General features: G+C 42.6%; 24 protein-coding genes and 1 pseudogene. 19 read left to right on the top strand and 6 right to left on the bottom strand.

Annotated features, from left to right (window positions below; genetic code table 11):
• Window positions 1-21 precede the first annotated feature (21 nt).
• From cheY to AACS80_RS06225, 5 genes are all read left to right on the top strand, one after another.
• Window positions 22-411: a chemotaxis response regulator CheY gene (cheY, locus tag AACS80_RS06245; protein ID WP_135410945.1), complete on the top strand. Its 390-nt coding sequence runs from the start codon at window positions 22-24 to the stop codon at window positions 409-411.
• A 2-nt stretch (window positions 412-413) separates the two neighbouring features.
• Entirely contained in the window at window positions 414-1,055 is a 642-nt protein-coding gene (cheZ, locus tag AACS80_RS06240) for a protein phosphatase CheZ (RefSeq protein WP_135410946.1), read from the top strand.
• Between the two features lie 72 nt (window positions 1,056-1,127).
• Window positions 1,128-2,276 (top strand): flagellar biosynthesis protein FlhB, encoded by a 1,149-nt coding sequence (flhB, locus tag AACS80_RS06235; protein WP_135410947.1) that lies wholly within the window; start codon window positions 1,128-1,130, stop codon window positions 2,274-2,276.
• On the top strand, window positions 2,269-4,365 hold the full coding sequence (gene flhA, locus AACS80_RS06230; RefSeq protein ID WP_135411010.1) for a flagellar biosynthesis protein FlhA: 2,097 nt from the start codon (window positions 2,269-2,271) through the stop codon (window positions 4,363-4,365). Before flhB ends, flhA begins: the two co-directional genes overlap by 8 nt.
• Entirely contained in the window at window positions 4,362-4,775 is a 414-nt protein-coding gene (locus AACS80_RS06225; RefSeq protein WP_135410948.1) for a flagellar protein FlhE, read from the top strand. Before flhA ends, AACS80_RS06225 begins: the two co-directional genes overlap by 4 nt.
• A 303-nt stretch (window positions 4,776-5,078) precedes the next feature.
• On the opposite strand, the gene AACS80_RS06220 is transcribed toward AACS80_RS06225, so the two are convergent.
• Both AACS80_RS06220 and AACS80_RS06215 read right to left on the bottom strand, forming a co-directional pair.
• The gene (locus AACS80_RS06220; protein WP_240730931.1) at window positions 5,079-5,711 is read right to left on the bottom strand and encodes a winged helix-turn-helix domain-containing protein; all 633 of its coding nucleotides are present in this window, start codon (window positions 5,709-5,711) and stop codon (window positions 5,079-5,081) included.
• Between the two features lie 301 nt (window positions 5,712-6,012).
• A complete protein-coding gene (locus AACS80_RS06215; protein ID WP_135490172.1) occupies window positions 6,013-6,198 on the bottom strand; it encodes a hypothetical protein in 186 nt (61 codons plus the stop codon).
• A gap of 634 nt (window positions 6,199-6,832) precedes the next feature.
• Here AACS80_RS06215 and AACS80_RS06210 point away from each other — a divergent pair.
• Window positions 6,833-7,180, top strand: a complete 348-nt coding sequence (locus AACS80_RS06210) for a hypothetical protein (RefSeq protein ID WP_138183708.1) — start codon at window positions 6,833-6,835, stop codon at window positions 7,178-7,180.
• Between the two features lie 156 nt (window positions 7,181-7,336).
• Here AACS80_RS06210 and AACS80_RS06205 read toward each other — a convergent pair whose 3' ends face one another.
• Entirely contained in the window at window positions 7,337-7,969 is a 633-nt protein-coding gene (locus AACS80_RS06205; RefSeq protein WP_135490170.1) for a LuxR C-terminal-related transcriptional regulator, read from the bottom strand.
• 1,174 nt (window positions 7,970-9,143) lie between these two features.
• Here AACS80_RS06205 and AACS80_RS06200 point away from each other — a divergent pair.
• From AACS80_RS06200 to flhC, 7 genes and pseudogenes are all read left to right on the top strand, one after another.
• On the top strand, window positions 9,144-10,115 hold the full coding sequence (locus tag AACS80_RS06200) for a RepB family plasmid replication initiator protein (protein WP_135411011.1): 972 nt from the start codon (window positions 9,144-9,146) through the stop codon (window positions 10,113-10,115).
• A gap of 2,293 nt (window positions 10,116-12,408) precedes the next feature.
• Entirely contained in the window at window positions 12,409-13,110 is a 702-nt protein-coding gene (locus AACS80_RS06195) for a bactofilin family protein (RefSeq protein ID WP_171021437.1), read from the top strand.
• Between the two features lie 576 nt (window positions 13,111-13,686).
• Window positions 13,687-14,031 carry a hypothetical protein gene (locus tag AACS80_RS06190; RefSeq protein ID WP_138183706.1) on the top strand — a complete coding sequence of 115 codons (345 nt, stop codon included), beginning with the start codon at window positions 13,687-13,689 and terminating at the stop codon, window positions 14,029-14,031.
• Between the two features lie 143 nt (window positions 14,032-14,174).
• Window positions 14,175-15,202: pseudogene (locus AACS80_RS06185) on the top strand (IS481 family transposase).
• Window positions 15,203-15,927: 725 nt separating this feature from the next.
• Window positions 15,928-16,479: a C40 family peptidase gene (locus tag AACS80_RS06180; RefSeq protein ID WP_135410954.1), complete on the top strand. Its 552-nt coding sequence runs from the start codon at window positions 15,928-15,930 to the stop codon at window positions 16,477-16,479.
• A gap of 1,152 nt (window positions 16,480-17,631) precedes the next feature.
• Complete coding sequence (gene flhD / locus AACS80_RS06175) at window positions 17,632-17,979, top strand: flagellar transcriptional regulator FlhD (RefSeq protein WP_135410955.1); 348 nt, start codon at window positions 17,632-17,634, stop codon at window positions 17,977-17,979.
• Window positions 17,980-17,989: 10 nt separating this feature from the next.
• Window positions 17,990-18,541, top strand: coding sequence for a flagellar transcriptional regulator FlhC (gene flhC, locus AACS80_RS06170; RefSeq protein WP_135410956.1), 552 nt, complete (start codon window positions 17,990-17,992; stop codon window positions 18,539-18,541).
• Window positions 18,542-18,644: 103 nt separating this feature from the next.
• On the opposite strand, the gene AACS80_RS06165 is transcribed toward flhC, so the two are convergent.
• The 3 genes from AACS80_RS06165 to flgA all read right to left on the bottom strand — a co-directional run bounded on the left by AACS80_RS06165 (window position 18,645) and on the right by flgA (window position 20,167).
• Window positions 18,645-19,091 carry a flagella synthesis protein FlgN gene (locus AACS80_RS06165; protein ID WP_135490167.1) on the bottom strand — a complete coding sequence of 149 codons (447 nt, stop codon included), beginning with the start codon at window positions 19,089-19,091 and terminating at the stop codon, window positions 18,645-18,647.
• A gap of 15 nt (window positions 19,092-19,106) precedes the next feature.
• Window positions 19,107-19,400 carry a flagellar biosynthesis anti-sigma factor FlgM gene (gene flgM, locus AACS80_RS06160; RefSeq protein WP_135410958.1) on the bottom strand — a complete coding sequence of 98 codons (294 nt, stop codon included), beginning with the start codon at window positions 19,398-19,400 and terminating at the stop codon, window positions 19,107-19,109.
• A gap of 68 nt (window positions 19,401-19,468) precedes the next feature.
• Window positions 19,469-20,167, bottom strand: a complete 699-nt coding sequence (flgA, locus tag AACS80_RS06155; protein WP_135410959.1) for a flagellar basal body P-ring formation chaperone FlgA — start codon at window positions 20,165-20,167, stop codon at window positions 19,469-19,471.
• Between the two features lie 277 nt (window positions 20,168-20,444).
• On the opposite strand from flgA, the gene flgB reads away from it, so the two are divergent.
• Genes flgB through flgG form a run of 6 tightly spaced genes read left to right on the top strand, consistent with a single transcriptional unit; the run spans window position 20,445 to window position 24,800 of the window.
• Window positions 20,445-20,858 carry a flagellar basal body rod protein FlgB gene (gene flgB / locus AACS80_RS06150; protein ID WP_135410960.1) on the top strand — a complete coding sequence of 138 codons (414 nt, stop codon included), beginning with the start codon at window positions 20,445-20,447 and terminating at the stop codon, window positions 20,856-20,858.
• An 8-nt stretch (window positions 20,859-20,866) separates the two neighbouring features.
• Window positions 20,867-21,271, top strand: a complete 405-nt coding sequence (gene flgC, locus AACS80_RS06145; protein WP_135410961.1) for a flagellar basal body rod protein FlgC — start codon at window positions 20,867-20,869, stop codon at window positions 21,269-21,271.
• Window positions 21,272-21,281: 10 nt separating this feature from the next.
• Window positions 21,282-21,992, top strand: a complete 711-nt coding sequence (locus tag AACS80_RS06140) for a flagellar hook assembly protein FlgD (protein ID WP_135410962.1) — start codon at window positions 21,282-21,284, stop codon at window positions 21,990-21,992.
• A 44-nt stretch (window positions 21,993-22,036) separates the two neighbouring features.
• Window positions 22,037-23,245: a flagellar hook protein FlgE gene (flgE, locus tag AACS80_RS06135; RefSeq protein ID WP_135410963.1), complete on the top strand. Its 1,209-nt coding sequence runs from the start codon at window positions 22,037-22,039 to the stop codon at window positions 23,243-23,245.
• Window positions 23,246-23,256: 11 nt separating this feature from the next.
• Window positions 23,257-23,994, top strand: a complete 738-nt coding sequence (locus tag AACS80_RS06130) for a flagellar basal body rod protein FlgF (RefSeq protein ID WP_135410964.1) — start codon at window positions 23,257-23,259, stop codon at window positions 23,992-23,994.
• 23 nt (window positions 23,995-24,017) lie between these two features.
• A complete protein-coding gene (gene flgG / locus AACS80_RS06125) occupies window positions 24,018-24,800 on the top strand; it encodes a flagellar basal-body rod protein FlgG (protein WP_135410965.1) in 783 nt (260 codons plus the stop codon).

Raw genomic sequence — 24,800 nt, 5'->3', positions numbered from 1 at the left:
AGAAATATTTCAGGATATACCATGACAGATATGAATTTACGTTTCCTCGTTGTTGATGACTTTGCCACCATGCGTCGCATTATCCGCAATCTCCTTAAGGATCTCGGCTTCAATAATGTTGACGAAGCGGAAGATGGTCATGACGCGCTGACGCGTCTGAAAAAAGAACCATTCGATTTTGTCATTAGTGACTGGAACATGCCGAACATGGACGGTTTACAACTGTTGAGTGAAATTCGTCAGGATAGTGCGCTTAAAGCTCTGCCAGTACTGATGGTTACTGCTGAAGCGAAAAAAGAAAATATTATTGCGGCGGCGCAAGCCGGCGCCAGCGGCTATGTAGTTAAGCCTTTTACTGCAGCCACTCTCGAAGAAAAGCTAAATAAAATATTTGAGAAGCTCAAGGGATAATCATGGCCAAGTCAGCACAAGTGTCATCAATTAATCACGATCCAGACGTCTTTACCCGCATTGGTAACATCGCACGAATGCTGAGGGATAGTCTGGTCTGTCTTGGTCTTGAACAAACCATCATAGATGCGGCAGAGGCGATCCCTGACGCCCGCGAACGCCTGAATTATGTGGTAAAGAAAACGACTCAGGCTGCGGAGCTTGTTCTGAGCTGCGTGGAAGAAACAAGACCGATGCAGAACGTTATCACCCGCGAAGCCGAGCAATTAACGAAACGCTGGGACGCCTGGTTTGATGAGCCAATTGAACTGCCAGAAGTACGTGAGCTGGTAAAAGATACCCGGCATTACCTGAAACAAGCCCCCGAACTGGCTGGTAAAACCAATAATCAACTCATGGAAATCATGATGGCGCAGGACTTTCAGGATCTGACCGGTCAGGTTATCCAGCGCATGATGACTATTATTGAAGTTGTCGAAAATGAGTTGATCCGGGTTCTGGTGGATAACATTCCTGAAGGTACTGAACCGAAGAAAGAAGTGGCTAACCCATTAATTAATGGTCCGCAAATCGATCATACCCAGGCAGGTGTGATTAGTTCCCAGGGTCAGGTTGATGACCTTCTCCAGAGTCTCGGATTTTAATCCATGAAAGGTCATTTCCTCTGATAACCATGATTGAGATGGCTATCAGAGGAAAGGGACCCAGGCAAGCTTATGTCAGAAGAAAGCGATCAGGAAAAAACCGAAGAACCCACAGCTCACCGAAAAGAAGAAGCTCGGAAAAAAGGGCAGATTCCTCGTTCCAGAGAACTCACCTCCCTGCTGATTTTGTTAGCAGGCTGGTCGCTGATGACGGGTAGCGGAGAAAACCTTGCCCGCACGTTATTACAGTTATTGCATTCCGGGTTAACCCTCAACAGAAATCAAATTGAGGACCCGTTAAGCATGATTCACCAGCTTTACGACATGCTGGTCATGATGATTCAGGCATTGATGCCCTTTCTGCTTGGGCTGTTTGTCGTGGGGATTGCCTCGCCATTACTGATTGGTGGGCTTCACCTGGGCGGTGGCCTGAAAGTAGATTTAAAACGCTTAAATCCACTTTCAGGAATGAAACGGATGGTTTCAGGGCAAATGGTCGCTGAATTATTAAAAGGATGTCTGAAAGTTACTTTAGTAGGAACAGGCTGTACTTTGTATCTTATTAATAATAAAGAGCATTTCATCCAGTTAGTGAGTGCTCCACTGCCTGAAGCGATTGGCCGCGCGATGGACCTGATTCTGCACTGCCTGATGATGGTACTACTGTGCATTATCCCGATGGTTGGCTATGACATTTTTAACCAGATCTTCAGCAACCTGAAAAAGCTGCGTATGACCCGCCAAGAAATACGCGATGAATTTAAGCAGCAGGAAGGTGATCCGCACATCAAAGGTAAAATCAAGCAGATGCAACGCGCCGCTGCCAGGAGCCGAATGATGGCCGATGTACCGACGGCAGATGTGATTGTCAATAACCCGACTCACTACTCCGTTGCTTTATCCTACAAAGAAAAAAGTATGAGTGCGCCAATAGTGCTGGCTAAAGGCGCGGGGGAAGTCGCTCTGCGTATCAGGGAGCTGGGGAAAGAACATAAGATCCCTATGCTGGAAGCTCCACCGCTTGCTCGTGCTCTTTACCGACATAGCGAGATTGGCAGACCAATCCCGACAGAACTTTATAGCGCGGTGGCAGAAGTACTCGCGTGGGTCTACAGCCTGCGTCGTTGGCGTCACACCGGCGAAAATAAACCCGTCCCCCCCCGGAACCTTCCTGTACCGGAAAAACTGGACTTTAACCACGAGATGAATGCCGATGTCTGATATCGCCACTAAATTACGTTTACCGCAGTTGAAAGACACGCAGTGGCGAGTGCTGGCCGGGCCAGTACTGATCATGATGATCCTTGCCATGATGGTCCTGCCGCTCCCGGCGTTTCTTCTGGATACCCTGTTTACGTTCAATATCGTCCTCTCACTGATGATACTGCTCGTATCCATGTTCACCAAAAACACGCTGGAGTTTTCGGCATTTCCGACTGTTCTCCTGTTTGCCACGCTGCTCCGACTGGCATTGAACATTGCCTCAACGCGTATCATCCTGATGGAAGGTCACACTGGTGCAGCGGCGGCTGGTCGCGTAGTGGAAGCGTTTGGTCATTTTCTGGTGGGCGGTAACTTTGCTATCGGCATTGTGGTGTTCGCGATTCTGATCATCATTAACTTTATGGTTATCACCAAAGGTGCCGGGCGTATTGCCGAAGTGGGCGCTCGCTTCGTTCTCGACGGGATGCCTGGTAAGCAGATGGCCATTGACGCCGACCTTAACGCAGGTCTGATCGGTGAAGCTGAAGCCAAACGTCGTCGTAACGAAGTGACCCAGGAATCCGACTTTTACGGCTCAATGGATGGAGCCAGTAAGTTCGTGCGCGGCGATGCCATCGCGGGCCTGATGATTATGGCCATTAACATCATCGGCGGTCTCGCTATCGGTGTCCTGCAACATGGTATGGCGATCGGACAAGCAGGTGAAACCTATACTCTGTTAACCATTGGTGACGGCCTAGTTTCCCAGATCCCAGCGCTGATCATTTCCACTGCAGCCGGTGTTATTGTGACCCGCGTAGCGACCGAACAGGATGTCGGGGAGCAGATGGTTGGGCAATTATTCCACAATCCTCAGGTGATGCTGCTTGCGGCAGGTGTTATCGGTCTGCTTGGTTTGATTCCCGGAATGCCTAATCTGGTATTTCTGCTCTTTACCGCTGCACTGTTGGGCTTAGCCTGGTGGTTACGCGGTCGTCAGGAAAATAACCCATCAGTCAACAAAGAAGATAAAACGCGCGACGAAATCCACGCCGAAGCCGCTAACGCCACCGCCGAAGCCTCTTGGGCGGACGTACAGATTGAAGACGTGCTGGGACTGGAAGTGGGTTACCGCTTAATTCCGCTGGTTGATAGCGAGCAAAACGGTCAGCTACTGACTCGTATTCGTGGCCTGCGCAAAAACTTTGCGCATGAAATGGGTTTTCTCCCACCGTCTGTGCATATCTGTGACAACCTGAGCCTTGAGCCAGATCGTTACCGGATCCTGCTGAAAGGCGTGGAAATTGGTCATGGCACTATTCATCCGGAACGCTGGATGGCGATTGACCCAGGATGCGCCGAAGGTGAGCTGGACGGTACGCCGTGTAAAGATCCGGCATTTGGTTTCCCGGCATGGTGGATTGATGAAGTACAGCGTGATCAGGCCCAGGTACAGGGTTATACCGTGGTTGACCCAGCCTCCGTCGTAGCGACTCACCTGAATCATCTTATTTCCCAGCATACCGGAGAACTGTTTGGCCGCAGCGAAGCACAACTGCTGCTTGATCGCCTTGAAAAAGATATGCCACGACTGGTTGACGGTTTGATCCCTGGCGTACTTTCTTTAACTCTGTTCCATAAAGTGCTGCAAAATCTATTGGTGGAGCAAGTTTCTATCCGCGATATGCGCACCATTCTCGATACAATGGCTGAATTCGCGCCGACAACCACCGATCCTGATGATTTAACAGCTCAGATTCGCCGCCGTCTTGGTCGGGCAATAACCCAACAGTGGTTCCGTAATAATAAAGATATCAACGTGATTGGCCTCGACAATAATCTCGAAAAGATTTTGCTGCAGGCGATCCAGAATAACAGCATCATTGAACCGGGTATTGCAGACAACCTGATCCGCCAGACAGAACAAGCTATCCTTGAGCAAAATTCACGAAATGTACCACCAGTACTGCTTGTCTCTCCGCCGCTAAGAACTATGCTTTCACGTTTCCTGCGTCGGATTTACCCACAGTTGGTAGTGCTGTCAACGCAAGAGATTGCACAAGACAGAATTTTACATATGTCGACCTGCATTGGTGGTGAAAAATGATGAAAGCCATCAATAGCGCTTTTCTGCTGTTGGCGCTCCACTCATCTTTGTGTCTGGCTTCTACAACAGGAACCTGGAGCCAACAGAGCGGAGGCGGCACGCTGACTACAGGCGAAATATTACTGGTTGGGCGTGTTATTCACGCCCCCGCCGCGGTACCGCATAATGCGCCAGTGAGATCTATTTCGTGGAAAATAAATCTTCTAACCCCCCCACCACAGGGACTGGAAATCAATTTATGCAGTACCACCTGGTGTCAGCCTCTGCCAGCTCTCTCTGGTCATTTAACACCAGTCCGTCATTTGTCGGCGAATGGCCCATTTCATTTTATTTACAACGTGCGCTATAAAGGACAGCTAATACCGGCAGTGACGGTGGTGCGAAACCAATTAACGATTGGCTACGGCTAACAATCGTGAGAGTCATTTTTTATTGAACAAATAAATCCAGATAAGAGTTCCCGGTGTCAGATCATTTCTGAATTATACCCTTTATTATTGGAGCTACCTGAAGACAGGTAACTCATCACAGAAGTACAGATGTAAATTCCATGACTTCTATTTTTTATTAAACCTGCGGCTATTAAGCATAGCGTATATTTATGCTTAATCTTTCCCATGACTATCTACAATAGCCGCAGGAAATATCTTTACGGCATGGTTTTTATGGCAAGTTTCTCCTGTCTAACACAGATGGCACACATACAAGTCAAATTACCTTATAGCCGGAAAATCGTTATTAAGCGCGGAGATTAACTCTTTCAGAAAATCACATTGGCTACAGTTGCGTTTTGCTTTTGATGCAGCGTAATAGACAGCATCTGACGTCGCAAATTCATAACCCGCTAACGCACATTTTTCTTGCAGGATCTGCGCTGCATGAAGAGACGTATTACATTCACTGTTTTTAGTCGGTGTGGAGGTACCAAACGCCGTGGTACTGACCTCAATTACAAATCTGTATCCTTTCCCGTAAACGGTTTCAATAAAAACATTATCTTTGTCCTGACCAAGCGCATTACGAATGCGGTAAATGCTACGGGTCAGCGATTCATCGCTAACCGCAGAAGACCAGACATCATTAATGATTTTATGTTTACTGACTACGTGTTTTGCATTTTTTAATAAAACGGTAAGCACACCGGCCTCTTTAGGCGGCAGATAAACTTCTTCCGTTCCGCAACATAAAAAACCATCATATGTGAAAGAGAAATTGCCAAACTGAAAAGTAGCACGACGATCCTGACTGTTAATCATATTCACCCTAACTCCCTTGTGTGAATTATTGTAGCGATAACTATCCCCAACGGTTAATTCTGTTTTGCATGTTAGTAATCTGGCTAACATAGTGAGAACAAGTTCTTTGTATGTCAGCTAGTGAAAACTACCGCATCTCACTTAGCTAAACTTTATGACAGAATTATCCAATTTTGATGTGACATTATCTTAATTAACACATTTAATATCTATATTATTGATTTAATTATCATTTAAATAAATAAAACTTGTGTCATTTAAGATAAAAAGAGTGTGTTAGCTATCTTTTTTCAGACAAAAAAACAAGAAAGATCACGATAAAAATATTATTGTGATCTTTCTTGTTCAGTTACCAGAAAGCTTATTGCCAATATGGTAGGATATAACCTTGCTATATGGATGGGGCTTTAAAATGAATATCCATAACGGATATATCACCTATATCTATTAATATATGTTTATCATCATTGTTTTTTATTGTCACTCTCGCCTGGACACGCGTTTTAGCTCCCGCATGATGTGTGACGACTTGCTGAATTTCTTTCATCATATTCTCAAGTGTTTCATGATCGTTCATAGCATCACCTCACTGATAAAATTATCACCACTATGTATAGTTATCGGCAGAAAAAAGATTTAGATAAGTTTTACTTATAAGGAACGAGCTCAAAATCTAATGATTTTGAGCTGTGATCACTAAATTAGACGAAATAAAGAATATATAGCCTGATAATTATTAGTTATGTAATTCTGGCAGCGATAACCTATCAGGTTATCTTGAACTATGCACTGGACACAAACTAAGATGTCTTTGGCTAAATCGGGATTGTACAGTGAAGCTCAAATATATCCGTTTTATGCACTTTTATATCCCATTGTGATATACATTTTTATTATGTTAAATTCACAAAAATGATTGTCAGTTACATTTGGTTATTGTTTTGTGACCAATAATAAATCCATATACAGGATATGCAAAAGCTGACATACGATGCCAGTTTTCATAATCATCATCAAGATTATAACCGTTATTCATGTAAAATTTAACGTATCAAATTGCTCAACAGTTCAGAGTTTAATTTTTATTAACGGATAATTCTATGATAACAAAGATGATGGCAAGATTACTTTTTACCGGGACTCTAATTCTTCCTTATTTTTCCTTTGCATCAGTTCTAACTACACAGCAAAGAAATCACCTGGAAGAAATTATGACAAATCAGATTCGTAATAATCAAGACAGAGCTACGATCGAAAAAGACTGGACAGAAGCGCATCAAGTAGCAGAATTCTTATGCCAACCGGCAGCACTGGCTGTAATACAAAAAAATGAACAACTCGTTGATAAAGTCTTTCTTGGCGATGAAAAACAAAATAGTTTGATATTACACAGTCCTATCAGACTAACTGGAAATGGCCAATATCGTATTTCTGGTTCGAAATGGATACCATTCTTTTTCCGCTGTGATCTGTCTTCTGTAACAGGTAAAGTTACCCGTTTTGTTATTGATCACCACACCCCATATCCTGATAGAAATGCCGTTTTACAACCACAATGACTTTTCCCCGCCTTACCCTGTCTGAACACCAACTTTTGGGTTGCAGTTCAGACAGGGCGAGGCTTTACGGCATTTTTTACTAAAACAGGTTGTTAGTACCCAATGTTTACCAGGATAAGAAAATTTCACATTAAGCAATAACGAGTTTTTTTCACACTATATAGTGCATACTCCCATTCTTAGTCCTACTTTCAAAAGTTCAATGCCGCTATGAACATCCATTTTTTTCATCAGATTTAAGCGGTGTGTTTCAACAGTTTTATTACTGACATCTAAAATCTTTGCTATATGCTTATTTGTTTGTCCATCAGCGATGAGTTGTAGAATTTGTCGTTCACGTCCAGTCAGAAAATTACTGGGGACAGGTTTCCGTATAACAGATGACTGCTGAAGTAAACCGTCATCAAAATAATTAGAGTTATTATAAATGTGCTCAATTGCACGTTTTAAATTTTCTGGCGGACTGTTTTTCCATACAACCCCCATAGCACCCGCATTTATGAATTTTGTTGCATCTATATACGGTTTCTTTTCCATATATGAGATTAATTTGGATGTTATACGCATAGAGTGCACCCAACGTATTAATTCGATGCCTCCCAGCCCATCAGAGAACTCACCAAGAATGAATATATCTGGCTGATATTGTGAGCAATACTCTGCAGCACTCAGTGCATCAGTGAAGGTAGATGACACTTCATAACGAGATGGATCATTTGATAAAAATGTCACTATTCCCTTTAACATCAGTGGATATTTATCAGCCACTACCACACTAATTTTCTTCATTGTCTGCGTCCTTTATCCAGCAAATCCCTGGATCACCATAAGAAATTTAGGTGATTACCCTTATTGATTGTAAATAGAACAAATTATATGGTCATGATGAAAATATGATTTATGTTTCATCGTGACTGTTATATATTTTTCATAAAATATGTTTAATGTTATAATTATTGATTATTTTCTTTGGGTAAATAGAGGAGATTTTTTGATCTCCGTCATATTATTAACATGCTTATTACCTGTAATAGCAAGCTAGTTATTTATACCATTCAGATCATTATTTTTATAAAGTTTCATCTTTTAATAGCCCTTTGCGTTCATACTGTGATGTAGAGGATATCGCTTCAGTCACACCTGATAATCCGCTGAATATTCACCATCGGTATGAGCGATAACATGTATCAGACAATGACGTTCACTACTGAAGGTTGATTACTACAGACTGGTACAACCCCACTCTTTTTTGGTTCGGGCCACTGGAGATATCTGAGGGACCTCTGGAGGCTTTTTTGTGCCCTATGTCAAGTATGGTAGTCATAATGTTATCTTGCCTGACAGAGAGCATCACGCTTGATTTTGTTTCACTACTGATGAAACAAGTATTGTGCACCGTGCTTAATTCAGGTTGATTCAGCTTTTGTTATGTTAGTTGCCTCTGATTGAGAGCTTACTTTGCTGTGTGCTTACTCTTGCTGAGTTGGAACAGGATGCCTTAATTGCATTTTTGCCGGGTTGTTGTTGGTAATTGTGTTTTCGTTTAGATCAAAATAATTGATCCTAAGTAGATCCCTTTAAGATCCCAAATAGATCCCTGATCGTTGTAGCCCGCGCCCACCATGCCTTCCAGACGTTCTTGATAAGCTATAGTAAGTAAATTATAAACTATAGCTTGCACATACATATGTTATAGTGAGTTAAACCTAGGCTGTAGTTTGCAGTTTGTATAAGCTATAGTGAGCATTCAATATTAAATTGTATGATAAAGAAAATAGATATTTATTTTATTTTTCAATGAGATAAAGGTAGTGATATACCATTATACATTGATATACACATGTTATTCACAGTGTATCAACAGCCGTTTTCTTGTGCTGTTAGCTCGGTTATATGGACTGGGTGCCCAAACTTGGAGCTGATTTTGGAAAAAGATAGTGATATTAAATTTTTTTTTGATGAGGTGGATAAGCGAACAGGAGAAGTCGTTTCTCTTACTCCAAACGCTAATAACACTGTGCAGCCCGTTGCGCTCATGCGTCTGGGGGTATTTGTGCCTACCCTCAAATCGCTTAAAAACAGTAAAAAAAATACACTCTCGACGACAGATGCCACAGAGGAGCTGACCAGGCTCACTCTTGCGAAGGCGGAAGGTTTTGACAAAGTGGAAATCATTGGACCCAGACTGGATATGGACAATGATTTCAAAACCTGGGTGGGAATTATACATTCCTTTGCAAAACATAAGGTTATAGGTGATAAAGTTCAACTTTCTTTTGTTGAATTTGTTAAGCTTTGTGGGATCCCATCGAGCAGATCTTCTAAAAAGCTTCGCGAACGCATCAGCCCTTCGCTAAAGCGAATTGCCGGGACCGTTATTTCGTTTACCAGCCAGACTAAAGAGTATACGACACATTTGGTTCAATCCGCATACTACGACACAGCTAAAGATATCGTAATACTCCAGGCTGATCCCCGATTATTTGAGCTTTATCAGTTTGATCGTAAAGTCCTTTTGCAACTGAAAGCGATAAACGCACTGAAGAGGCGCGAGTCCGCACAGGCGCTATATACCTATATCGAAAGCTTGCCAAAAAACCCGGCGCCTATCTCAATAGCGCGTTTGCGCGCCAGACTAAACCTGAAATCTCCCGTATTTTCTCAAAATCAGACTGTTCGCAGAGCTATGGAGCAATTGAAAGAGATTGGGTACCTCGATTACACGGAGCTACAACGTGGGCGGAGTGTGTATTTTAACGTTCATTATCGAAGGCCTAAACTAAAAGCTCCCCGTACTGACAGCGAAGCTTACGAGCAGCCTGAGCATACAAATGATTCGGTTGACCCTTCTCTGATTGAGAAGGTTAATTTACTTGAAAAGCTGGGGATTAATCTCAAAGATTTGGAGGCTCTTCTGAACCTTCACAAAACATAAGCTGTAGTCAGTAACATGGACTTGAATGCTCACTATAGCTTATGTTCAGTCTTATATTTTCTCCCGGGGTTACAACACTGGTGCCTTTAGTTTTGTGCTTAACATATTGAAATTTAATATTTTTATATGCTATTTACTACGTTGTTACATCACCAGTGGTACTGGTTTTCGTCACTATTTCTTTTAAAACAGGTTAGGCATAGGATTTGATGTTTTTGACTCTTCTCAATTGCCTTTACATCAAGTTAAACGTCATCTCTTTGAGTAAAATAACAATAAAATCAATGATTAATAATGATATGTTTATTGGTTGTTTTTTGCAGTAACGTTAAATACTCGCTATAGCTTATGTTACTGCCTGCATCATAGGTTACTCTCTATAGTTTATACTGCTGCCTACAGTTTATTTATGTGAATATAACTCATTGATATATCAGAAATCTCTTCGCATAAACGTGAGTATCATGAACTAAATGCCATCGTGTGGTTATCAGGCCATGAGCTAAAGAGAGCTGATTACGTGCTGTTAGATTTTTTTGAGAGATGACGCTTTTTGTTGGTCAATTAGTGGAGGTCTTTGGCGTATCTGTATGATTTATCATATGTATTTTAACGGTTATATATCCTTACAATAAGTAAGTGTTAAGGCGGTTATTTTCCTGCGCTACCTGTGAGCTCTCTATAGCTTATAGTGTCTTATAGCGTTGGTATAGGGTATCTTATCTTCTGCCTCGGTCGGGCATATTAACGCTTGTATAATTTTAAAAGCATGTATTAATAAAGAGTATAACAATCGGTTTGCGAACAGGTCTGGATGAAACCGATTATATGAATTCCTGCGTTCATGTTTATCAAAGGAGCTTGTTACTCACGATAGCCTATCGCCCGAATGAAGATGTACTACCTATAGTTTATATTCATAACATCGAACCCATGTATCAACATGTTATTTGACGATTTTTTCAATCATCTATTTGTGGTGTTTCTTTCACCATACAACTGCTCTGTCTGTAAATTTAAAACCTTGTACCTCTTGTCTTATCTGGATGATGGATCATTTCCAGCTCGCCATTTACAGGGCATTTTCATGCATTTTTTCTGCAATAGTGCTGTTTAGTTCTCGCTTTATAGCCTCTGTGAGACACTTATTTATGTCGTATAGTGCTTTCACACATAGTCCCAGGAATCAATCTTCTCTTTTGTCATGTTTTATCTGTACGAAATAAATAGAAAATTTCATCAAAGCTGAATGCAATATTTGCCGATTTCACTATGAAATAGATGAGATAAATTAAATAAAATCAATCGGTTATGTGTTGTTTTACTGTGGCGAAATCAGAATGTTCTGGGATGGCTTATATCCTGTGATTTTTGCATGTCATATGGTTGTCATTGACTGTACATTGACACCGAAACTGCAGGAAAAATTTGTTGATCAGATCCTTACCTTCACTCGCTACCTATTGTTGGTTTATGAGGTGTTTTACTTACTGTTTTTCGGAATGGGCAATAAGTCGCTTCGTAAAGGTAAAATTTTATCAGGGATTTTTTATATTTATGAACTTAATAGCTTATGGATCATGATTGTTATAAGAATTGAAGATGGCGCGGCGTTATAATATGTATCCAGGGCAAAGCCTTGCTCAGTCATGTTAAATGACTGGCTATAGTTCAACGTTTCCTCATTCTTGAGAACTCTGTTGACGATTTCAACCTGAAATTTATGGAAAAAAACCAATAAATCAACAGATTGCTTACGTCGACTGTTGGCGAAAGATTTTAATCTTTCATGGGTAAAAAGAGCGTTCAGCAGTGCATAAAATTGCGTTGGATAAGACAATATTACGAATAATAGTCACCTTAAGGTTATTACCCGATAACGAAGAATATTATTTCTGAATGGCTCTCTCCGTTCTTCTGTTCACTATTCGAACCACGAGAAACTGACCTCATGTCGTCTGTCGTTTTAAGTTCGTGGCTTTAACTCTTTAGTATTTTCCCCTTTAGGCCGATTTGTATAGTAAGTCTATAGACATTACGGCAGCGGATCCTCAATGCAGTTTAGCCATCTCCTTATGCCAACAGAAGAAGAATATATTATGTACCGAGTTATGATTATCCAAAAACAGAGTAAATATATTGAGAGGAGTGGCAATACATCACTGTTATCCCGTGAGGAGGTAGCATGCTCTGTAGCGATGATTTCGGCTGTATTTATGAGGGCAGTATATTGTCTTAATCTCATTTGGGATTCGATTTTTCCCGAAGATATTTCCTGAAGATGATTTCACCTATGAAATCTATTTTTCATGATTACTTATCTAAACACATGTTTCTTAACGCGGGAATAATGTTCTGGACGCTGGCATTAATTTTCTGGTGTTCAGGTAAATTACTTATCGCAATCATATTATTTTTCTTCATGCATTGTGCATTCTCAGCTAATTTTTTAAAGAAAAGGATACTAACGATGTTTAATAAATCAAAGTCAGCAAAAGATAAATTAGAATTAGTGTCAACAATAGAAAATTCAGATGTCAGTAGTACCTTGAAAAAATTTGAAAACAGTAAATTAAGCAGTGATAGCGGGGCGGGTACAGATAGTACAGTTATTGCCAGTGATGTCGTCTTTGACGGTAATATCAACTCTAATAAACAAATATACATTTATGGTTGTGTGAATGGGAATATAATTGCTAAGGATGGACTGGTGAAAATCATGCGTAACGGGGTGGTGGAAGGAAATATTAACAGCCGGGAATTAATCGTTGATGGCACTATAAAAGGGCATTGCCAGTCTGACTCTGTCGACATTTATGAAAATGGACGTCTTGATGGTACGTTGGTTTACGCTTCTCTGTCTATTAAAAAAGGCGGTGTTTTTACCGGTAAGGCAGAAGTATTAACCCAGACCGTTGTAAAACAAAAAATTGTCGAGCTAAAGACTGAAAGTGTTATTGCTGTTCCGGAAAAAGCTGCATTATGCGAAAAATGATAATTGGCGCTATGGCTGTGATTCAACACTGTAACTGTTGAAAGCTCATCGCGGAGATTTGCAATACCGGTACTCGATTGTTGGCCATGAATCGTTGTGCGCTTCGGGGGTACTGGTGAAAAAGACCGAAAGACAGCAAGGCGGTATATCAAACGGATTTTCTACGCACTCTCTCATATGGGGGCTACCGGGAGCGGAAAGCTTATTTTGCATCCGTTTTTATGTAACGGGCAAAGCTGACCGCGTCTGGATGTCATTTTTGCATGCTCAATTATTGTCTTTCCGGAATTGTTGCAACGGCTACAACGGCGCATCCTGAAGCCGCGCGATTCTGCTGCACTTTTCCACTTAATCAGCCACGACGATCTTTTTGTGTATCTTCTGGCATAACAAATCACACATCTTCAATGTTCTCAGAGGTAGGTAATTAACTGTATTGAATGTAGGGAGTATGTCTTATATTTTTAGCCTTATTTATATAATGAATTTCAATAATACAGTTTTCTCTGCAACAACGTTGATCAAGTATATGTGATATAAAAAACAGATGCTCTTAAATAGCATAAGGAATATGGTATGAAAAAAATATACTCTCTACTGCTAACCTCATTCTTGTTATCAGGATGTACAACAGAATGGAAACAAACTCGCTACGATGCACAGGATCTTTCAACTGCGCAATATGAATGTGGAGCTCTGGCTGAAGAAAAATACCCAGTTAAGAACAGAATTGCAGAAAGAACAGTTTACGAAGCGCACGTTGAAAAGTGTCGCCGCAACAAACATTGCAAAAAAAAATATGATAGTTCTCCAACCGTACAAAGTTATGTGATTGATGTGAATGAGAATACTCGCTATGAATGGATGGAACGCTGCATGCAGCAAAGGGGATGGGTATCTGAAGTCAAAGTCCTGATGTAATCGAAGCATCCGGATACTTATTAGCATCGAGTATAATCAGGTGTATTAGTCGCGACTTAATCTGACATATAACCTTGAAAGGTTGAGAGTTACCGTTTTTGATATGGGTGTCGAATCCTTATACAAAACACGAGGTAACTCTCATGCTTCATACTACCAATCCCGTTATTAAACACAAAACAGGCTTGCTCAATCTGGATGAAGAACTCAGCAACGTATCTAAAGTCTGTAAAATCATGGGGGTCTTCCGTGATACGTTTTACCGTTATCGCAACCGGCTGATGAAGTCGCTGTGGATGTGCTGATTAACCGTAGCCGACACGTTCCTAATCTCAAAAATCGTACCGACGACGCAACTGTACGGGCTGTTGTTAATTATGCTGTCGCGCTCCCTGCGCATGGTCAGCACCGGACCAGCAGTGAGTTGCGTAAACAGGGCATTTTTATCTCAGGAAGTGGTGTCCGCTCGACACAATCGTGAAAACGTCAAAAGAGTCTGAAAGCACTGGAAGAAAAAGTGGCCCGTGACGGCATTGAGTTGACTGACAACGAGATCGCAGCGCTGGAACGTAAAACCAATGATGATGAAGCCTGTAGTGAGATTGAAACCGCTCATCCGGGCTATCTGGACCCACAGGACACGTTCTACGTGGGCAATCTGAAAGACGTCGGGCGAATCTATCAACAGACATTCGTTGATACATACTCGAAGGTTGCGCACTGTAAGCTGTATGTCACTAAAACGCCGATTACAGCGGCTGACCTGCTGAATTATCGCGTGTTGCCATTTTACGCGTCTCAGGGCCTGCCAATGCTGAGAATACTGACAGACAGGGGCACGGAGTACTGCGGCAAAGTGGAGCAACATGATTACCAGCTTTATCTGGCAATAAATGATACTGACCACACGAAAACCAAAGCAATGTCGCCGCAGACAAACGGCATCTGCGAACGGTTCCACAGGACGAAATTGCAGGAGTTTTATCAGGTAGCGTTCCGCAAAAAACTGTATGGCGAACTAGATGCATTACAATCAGATTTTGATGAATGGCTGGCTCACTATAATAATGAGCGAACCTATCAGATGAAAATGTGCTGTGGGCTGACGCGAATGGAAAGATTACTTGATGGAAAACGCATCTGGGCTGAGAAAAATTTAAGCCAGATGTAATCTGACAGATACCTGTATGAATAACCGGTAACTGTCAGATCAGGTCTGAGCTAATACAAATCAGGAAACAACCCTATATACTCAGATTTTAATCCTGTTAATAATAGATCTCATGTGAGGTAACTTCTGCTACAACCGTCCTATTTATTGTTTTATTTACCCACCATGCATCATGGTGGTTTTTTTTCGTTGTGATGAATACACTATAAAAGCATTGTATTCGATTATCTTTAGCGTTAAAAATCCAGACGAAGCATTTTTGGTTTTTATTAGAAAATGAAAGTTTTCTGATGAGTTGTTTATTTATTCTGAATAGTAATAAGTAAAACGACAGTCAGTTATATGTCATTCTTAATAACAAAGTTATTTATAATGCTTCTAAATGGTTGGCCTGATAGTTGATTAGTTCAGGAGCATTCATGCTGAAAGGCACGCTCTCAACCATCGCTAGAAAGCAAAGCATATTCAATTCACCTCCTCTTATTTCACAACGTCCCATCAAAATCGCATCACGACACCATCAAGATGTCTCTGTTCCTCCTTGCAATGATTGCAGTACAAAATCCGCTCTTTTCTTCTCCCTTCAAAAGCCACTACATAGTGCAGTCAGAGTTAAGAGTTGTCTTTGATCGTTGCATCTGTATGTGGATTTAAGGGAACCGAAAGAAATTATCGGATGAATTTACCGCATCGGAAGGTCTACAAATTAACGAGAGGTCTACATTATGTATCGACATCATCGTTCTTTATTGCTGTTGCTGATGTTAGGTTATCATGCCTCAACACTGGCATCGCCGGTACATCACTTCAGACAGATTCCTGTCATCCATCATCACCGCAAAACGAAAACATCTCATCACCCATCTAAATCGGCAGAACCACATAAATTGTCACCCAATACAGTCGTCATTAATACATTGATGGCACAACTGGGAAAACCGTACCGCTGGGGAGGCGCTTCCCCTGAAACCGGATTTGATTGCAGTGGCCTCATCTGGTACGCGTGGCGTAAGAATTTCCACATTACCCTCCCCAGAACTGCCGCAGGTATGTATGCCATGCCACATGCACATCATATTCCTTATATGCATCTACAACCTGGTGACATGGTTTTTTTCTCGATACATGGGGAACATGTCGATCATGTCGGTGTTTATGTGGGAAATGGCCATTTCATAGAAGCACCGCATACCGGACAAAATGTCAAAATTGTCAGTCTGGAAAAGGATTTTTATCGCCGCCATTATCTGGGGGCCAGGCGTTTGATAATTTCCTGAGGCATTCTGGTTCTGGGTGCTGGCGATACAAAACCAGGAGAACTTAAGGATATCCTTATGTATGGGCTGACTGGAGAGCTCCCCTGAAACAATGGTAACTGCGATACTGTTTACATTCGCGAAGCTATGTTCGAGGGGAGTCTTACGTTACACATACATTTTTCCCCCTTTTCTCATCCGCGGTTATTTCCTTCTCTTTTTGCATCTGTCCCTATATGCAACGTTATTGTTGTCTCATGCTTACTATTTTTCATGTCATCTTGTCAGATGATATATCACCGTAGTGAAGCAATCTGCATCCATCGGTGTCTAGTCAGAACGACTCTGTTAGCCGTTTCAGGCATCTTATTTTCGGTTGTCATGAATATTTCCCTGTGTTGACCAGGGATGCTTCACATCCTGAATGATGACGAGTTGCTAAGTTTATTCCGCGCAAAGAGCTGAAACCTCTGCTGGAGCACAAGTTAATACTCCAGAATTTCATCAACAGCAGCCGTTATCCGCAATACATACAAATATAGGTATTTGTCTAATAACTCGATTGAAAGGTGGATGACAACTTAATAAAAATAAAAACTTCTTTTCCAGTTTTATTCACTGTATAAATATATTTTACGATATAATATGCTGAATTGTATTGTGAATAGCGTTAGGAATAACTTTATGTTATGTGATTAACTTGTTGTTTTTATTCTAATATATATTTATAACCAGAGTGTTCCTAAGGTCTTTTGATAGTGATTTCATTTGTTTAAAATCTAACAAATGAAGTAACTCGCTGGCAGTTTGCTTTTCTGATAATAACCATAGTTATTGCCATTACTAATAGTTATGGTCTTTTAGGCGAAATTTAATACCCTCACCCTACTGGCGACCTGTGCTATGCAATTCGATACTGATTACTATGCGAGTGGCACTGGGGATATGATTATTTCTTTTAAAATAACATGTTAGGTGAGTTTTTTACTTAATAGTGACAAAACTCAAGTTTGACCAACATCCGGATATTATTGTTGAATCAGTCATCTTTAAATATTTAGATGTAAGCTATCCTGATGGGTTAAGTAAAATCAGACGGTACCACGATGTTTAATTGTACGTCTAAATACGAATAATCAGACTCGATAAGAGTCTGTCTGGAGAAAGAACCTGATGAATGCTATTGAACTTTCTGAACAGTCACAAGCAATCCATGATTTGAATCTGACTTATCTTTTACTGGCTCAACGATTAATTCTGGAAGATAAAATTTCTGCCGGATTCAGACTGGGATTGAATGAAGTGACAATGGAATCATTGGTAGGATTATCACTTCCCCAACTGGTTAAACTGTCGTCGACTGGACAATTAATTTGTCGTTTACGTATAGATAGTGAAATTATACTTAATTGTTTAACCAGAGATTCAAGGATTGACGCACTACAACGTATTCATACCGGGATTATTCTTTCTACAGAATTACTGGACTCATTATCTGAACAAACAAATATTGCTGTCTGAGGTTAAGATTATGAGTGATAAAAGTATCATTAATGAAGTTAAAGATGCTCAGATTGCAATGGAACTGATTCATCTTGGTGCCAGGATGCAGGTTCTGGAAAGTGAAACTAACCTGAGCCGTCGTTGGTTATTAAGACTTTATAAAGAAATTAAAGGATGTTCACCTGCAAAAGGCATGTTGCCGTTTTCTGCTGACTGGTACATGTCATGGGAACAGAATATTCATTCTTCTATTTTCTATAACATCTATCGTTTTTTGCAAAAGAAAAACTTTGGACGTCCGGTTGAAGTTATGCTTAAAGCTTACAGATTGTATCTGGACCAGATTCAGAAGGAACCTGATGAAAAGCCTGTTCTGAGCTTAACCAGGGCCTGGACTCTGTTACGCTTCATTGACTGTGGAATGGTTGAATTGACTCGTTGTTTCTGCTGTGGTGGTCGTTTTGTCACCACACCGGGATACAGTTTGCACACTTTTACCTGTAGCCTCTGCTTTCCGCCTTCTCGCGCAAGCAAAAAAATGAAAGAGCAATCACTAGAATATGTAAGCAATGAAAACTAAAACATGCATCCTCTGCCATTGGTGGATTATAAATACACTGAATGGCAGGGGGGTTGATGATTATAACTATATGGATAATAGAGGTTTTCTGGATTATTAATCCTCATACAGAAATCCGGTAACTGTTTCCAGTGCGATGATAAGAATGTTCACCATCTTCTCCATAAATTGATGTCATATTCCCTGTTTGAATAATTAATTTTCGCAGAGCAGTTACTCTTTCCATATGGATTTCGAGTAGCTGATTACTTTTTTGATTCAAATCACTTGCACGACGTAGCACCAAAGTAATTCCTTCCCAACGAGTGGCAAGTCTGGCATTATTTTTATAAGGAATATAAAGCTGTGCATTTTTTTCTGCATGCTTACGTTCTTCATCATAAAAATTAATTGCAGCCAACAAACGACTTTTATTGTCAGAGATAACCTGAAGCGAGACTGGATTTATTCTCGCGCGACTGAGTTGGGAAACTTCTTCCAGCAAAGTACCCTCCAGTTCATCAAGCAGTGTTTGTAATTTAATAAGATTTTTTTCTAACTGATCTTTCACTTTGTTGCTCCTTGTTTATGAAAATCGAATAATCTCATCAACCAACCGGGCGGCGATATGATCACTGTCCAGGGTTAATTCACCGGCTTCTATTTGCGCAGAGATTTTGGCGAGGCGGGCGTGGTCTACATCGTTGGAATCATCTGAGGTAAATCTGTCAGACAGATGACTTAATTCAACATGCACACTGGCATCTTGATCGTCGGATCGCAGTGATCCATCCTGCGGTTGATGCTGACGTGAGTCCGTTGATTGTCGGATATCAGCTCCCTGTACAGGAGCGGTCTGGCAAATACGCTCGATACTCATAGTTATCCTGATTCGAAATAATAATGAACGGTTACTATGTATATCGGCGTACAGGGAAATAACTGAAGTCAGTCGTTCTGGCTGATAAATGCCTTACCGTTACCAACGGCTGTAGCCAGCAGGGTTTGCCCGGAGTGTATTTGTACGCGAAATGACTCTCTGAGGGTTGCATTGTCTAATGCTTTTCCGGTGGTATGAATCTCATAATCATCGCCTTTAGTCATAACATCAACTTTTTCACCTGTGTGGATCACCCATTGTTGGCGTAGTTCGCTGAAAGTCAGAGGGTGATTTGGTTGTATCCACCGGGTTGGCGTTGCACCAATAATCTTCTGTGGGTCGAGGATGAGATCGGCTGGAAGATGGTCAATGTTCCCTCGCTGTGACTGGATATCATTCTGACTTACCGTTTGCCCTGGCGTAAGTTCATGTGCTGCCAGCCAGTATGTCGCAGAGGCACTCACGGAAACCTGGATGAATTTCTGGTGTGCTCCACAAGAGGCGATAATGCTGTGATTGCCGCTTAGTTTTTTTGAATGGCCTGGTAAACGTAATGCCGGGGTTCCACAAAGTGTTGCCAGTTGAGTGGTGGGGGTCAGGAGCGTAACCTGCAGTTGTGGCATTCCCTGACTATAGGGGGCCAACAGCAACGCGATACGCGTGGACAGCGACTGACGGGGTGACTGTGAGGCATGAGCCAGGATTGTCAGATTAAGATAAACTATCAAGAAAAGTAATAAAACGAGGGGTAAACGTTTAAATAACATTTGTTATCGACCTTTCGTCAGAAAAGCTTTCGACTTAAGAGATACATAATAATATATCCTGATAAGCAAAATTTTTACTCGCTAATGTGATGCCATAAAAGCGCTTATTTGCAGGATAGACATTTCAAAATATATCAAAGTGTTTTTTGTATGCCATTTTGGAGAACAATCTAGTTAATTGACGTCATTGCTGTCGCATATTTGCGTTATGGTTTTTTCGACCACTCACCATAAAATGCACCGCAATATTGTTAATAAACAAGAAAGGTTTTATCTCATGCTGGATAAACTCGACAGTGAATTCCGGTTTCAGCAGCAAGCGTTGAGTCTGCTGACGCAACGCCAGGGCATCCTTGCTTCTAATATCGCGAATGCTGATACACCAGGATATCTCGCAAGGGATATCGATTTTTCGCAACAGTTAAAAGAAACCGTTAACCGCAGTCAGACGACTGACAATAATATGAGTATGACGGTCACTTCTGAAAGACATATTGCTGACAGTACGCATTTAATGAGTGATTCGCGGCCTCTTTATCGTATACCTGATCAGCCCAGCGCTGATGGTAATACCGTAGATATGGATCGCGAGCGTGTTAATTTTGCAGATAACTCAGTGAAATATCAGTCCAGTTTAACGTTTCTGACATCACAGATTAAAAACATGATGACTGTTGTTAGTCAGGGATAAATAACATTATGTCACTTCTAAGTATTTTTGATATTTCCGGTTCAGCGATGGCTGCCCAGTCTCAGCGTTTGAACGTCAGCGCCAGTAATATGGCCAATGCCGACAGTATCGCGGGGCCGGACGGTAAACCATATAAAGCGAAACAGGTCATTTTTAGCGTTGATCATGCTGCGGATCAGGAGATCGGCGGAGTGAAAGTCAGTGATGTGGTGGAAAGCGATGCGCCGGATCGTCTGGTCTATGACCCTGACAATCCTCAGTCAGATAAAAAAGGCTATCTCCATATGCCGAATGTCGATGTGGTGGGCGAAATGGTTAATACCATCTCGGCTTCCCGTAGTTATCAGGCCAATGTCGACGTAATGAACACCGCTAAAACCATGATGCTCAAAACACTGACTTTGGGTCAGTAAGGAAATAGTAATGTCGGTTTTACCCGTCATGACACAACGCAGTTCTGCCGCAGTTAATAAAGCCAGTCAAGCAACCAGTAATAGCGCGGCCTCCGCCACCAATGGCAGCAGCGCCGAAGATATTATGAATAACTTTATGCAGTTGCTGGTTGCGCAAATGCAGAATCAGGACCCCACCAATCCGATGGATAACAACCAGCTTACAACTCAGCTGGCGCAGTTTAATACGGCGGCGGGTGTACAGCAGTTGAACAGTACTACGGGTCAACTCGGGGGGTTAGTCATGAGTTTGCAGCAGATGAATGCAGCCGAGTGGGTAGGACGGCAGATATGGGTGAAAGGTGATACCACCGTTTCTACCGCCCCGGATGGTAATAAGCAATTTGCTCTCTCTGCCGCGAATGATGCGGGTGATGTCTCGGTTACGCTGACTGATGATGCCGGAAATGCTTACACCGGAAAATTGAAAGATGTTAAAGCCGGCGTGCATGAATATACCCTGGATGATCTCAGTGATTTTGAGCCTTCTGATCCACGCACTGTAAGCGATACGAATTTTACGGTTTCATATGACTCTACCTACACTGATGGCAACAATCCTGACATCACACCGCTGAAGAAGACAAGTGTAGATAGCGTTTCTTTCACCCCTTCAGGGGCTGTTCTGCAGTTAGAGAATGATGAGACAGCCATGTTGAACGACGTCTTTCTCATTAAATAATCAATTTCACATAACTTTTACTATCTTATTTTTCGGAAAATAAAATGAGTTTTTCACAAGGTCTTAGCGGTTTGAATGCCGCATCCCAAGCGCTGGATGTCGTTGGTAACAACATCGCTAACTCGCAAACAGTCGGCTTTAAGGCTGGCGCTATTTCATTTGCCGATATGTTTGCAGGTTCGCAAATTGGTATGGGTGTTCAGGTTGCCGGTGTGAGTCAGAATTTCAGTGATGGTGTTCTTGGCGCTGGCAACAGCCCGCTGGATATGGGTATTCAGGGCAACGGCTTCTTCCGTATGGAATCTGAAGCGGGCAAAGTATTTTATAGCCGTAACGGTCAGTTTAAGACAGATGCCAATGGTTATATTGTAAACAGCCAGGGGATGCGCCTGAGTGGTTATATGGCAATGGGTGTACCGCCGACTATTCAGGCGGGTTCACCGGTCGGACCGATGCAGATCCCTACGGGCGCGATGCCAGCTAAAGCATCGGATTCTGGTAGTCTGAGCGGTAACCTGGATTCCGGTAATGAAGTCATTGACCAGACCGCGCATCCTTTTAGCACCACCGATGGCGATTCCTATAACTATTCCACTCAAGTGAATGCTTATGACAGCCAGGGTAATGAGCATTCAATTAATGTGTATTTTGTAAAAACGGCCGATAACAAATGGAGCGTCTACTCTGATGACTCTACCTCTCCAGCCGCGGCACCTCAAAAACTTGACATAGAATTTGATGCCAGCGGAAAACTCAAGACGACTCCCGCTAAATTGAGTGTTCAGGGTAAACCATACAATGGTGCTAACGCGCTTAACTTCGATCTTGATTTATCCAAATTGTCGCAGCAAGCCTCTGATAACTCGATGGATAGCCCAGAAACTACGGGTTATGGACCGGGTACCATGAACGGATATGTTATTGGTGATAATGGTCAGATTGTTGCTTCTTACAGCAACGGACAGCAGCAGTTAATAGGCCAGGTTGTTCTGGCGAATTTCACCAACCCAGGCGGGCTGCAGTCAGAAGGGAATAACTGCTGGTCTGCCAGCCCGGACTCGGGGCAACCAGTCATCGGGGTTTCTGATACCGGAAATCTTGGAACGCTGCGCGGGAACGCACTGGAGGCCTCGAACGTGGATCTGAGTAAAGAGATGGTCAATATGATCGTCTATCAGCGTAACTATCAGTCTAACTCCCAGACTATCAAAACACAGTCTGAAATCCTGCAAACGCTGGTTAACCTGGGCTAATGGCTTAAAACATGGATCATGCGATATATACCGCAATGGGGGCCGCAACGGCGGCCCTCGATCGCCAGGCAGTAGTGTCGGATAACCTGGCTAACACTTCAACGCCAGGGTTTCGCGCACAGATAGCTGCCTATCGTGCCGTTCCAGTAGAAGGCCCGTCAATGGCGACCCGCACATTGGTGACAGAATCGACCCCTGGTAGTGACTACTCCTCAGGGACAGTCGAAAAAACAGGACGTACGCTGGATGTTGCGCTGCCGAAAGAGGGATGGCTGGCGGTACAACTGCCAGATGGCTCCGAGGGTTACACCAAAAACGGCAATATTCAAATGACAGCAGACGGGCAACTGCAAGTCCGTGGTCTGCCATTGATGGGGGATAACGGTCCGCTGACAGTGCCAACTCAGGCTCAGTTAACAATCGCGCCAGATGGCACGATTTCTGCGTTGGGAGCCGGTGAAGAACCATCTGCTATGGCGCAAGCCGGGCGCATCAAGATAGTTAATGCGCAACCTGGCGAACTACAGCACGGCGATGATGGAGTATTCCATACCAGTGATGCCAGTTCGCTGGCGGCAGATACGAATCTGCAACTTATGCCGGGTATGCTGGAAGGCAGCAACGTCAGCCCGGTCAATTCGATGGTGAACATGATCACCACTGCCCGCAGCTTTGATATGAATATGAAGGTCATCACAACGGTTGATGACAATGAACGTAATGCTAATCAGTTATTGAGCGCCAGCTAATCACTGGTAAGGAGTAATAACACATGATCCGTTCCCTGTGGATTGCGAAAACGGGTCTGGAAGCACAACAGACCAATATGGATGTGATATCCAACAACCTTGCTAACGTAAGCACGAATGGTTTTAAACGTCAGCGAGCTGTATTTGAAGATCTGTTGTACCAGACACTACGCCAGCCGGGTGCTCAGTCATCTGAACAAACCACTATTCCCTCTGGTTTACAGTTAGGTACAGGGGTAAGACCGGTGGCGACTGAACGAATTCACAGCCAGGGCAGCCTGGCCCAGACCAACAACTCAAAAGATGTGGCTATTCAAGGGGATGGATTCCTGCAAATCATGATGCCAGATGGTACTACCGCATATACCCGTGATGGTTCGTTCCAGCTTGATCAGAACGGTCAACTGGTGACTGCCAGCGGTTATCCGGTTCAACCGGCAATAACCGTGCCGCAGGATGCGAAATCTATCACCATCGGCAACGACGGTATTGTTAGCGTCACAATTGACGGACAAGCGCAGCCGCAACAGGTAGGACAGCTTACTCTGAGTACCTTTATCAATGATTCCGGGCTGGAAAGTATTGGTGAAAATCTGTACCGCGAGACGCAGTCATCTGGTGCGCCGAATGAATCAACGCCAGGTCAGAATGGTGCGGGTACGCTGCGACAGGGTTACGTGGAAACCTCCAACGTCAATGTGGCCGAGGAACTGGTCAACATGATTCAGACCCAGCGTGCCTATGAAATTAATAGCAAAGCTGTCTCTACTTCCGACCAGATGCTGCAGCGTTTAACGCAGCTTTAA

Origin of the sequence: Escherichia sp. E4385, from assembly GCF_963883145.1 — a bacterium.
GTDB lineage: Bacteria > Pseudomonadota > Gammaproteobacteria > Enterobacterales > Enterobacteriaceae > Escherichia.
The sequence above is the reverse complement of the archived record's forward strand: the minus strand, read 5'-3'. Positions and strand labels throughout refer to the sequence as shown.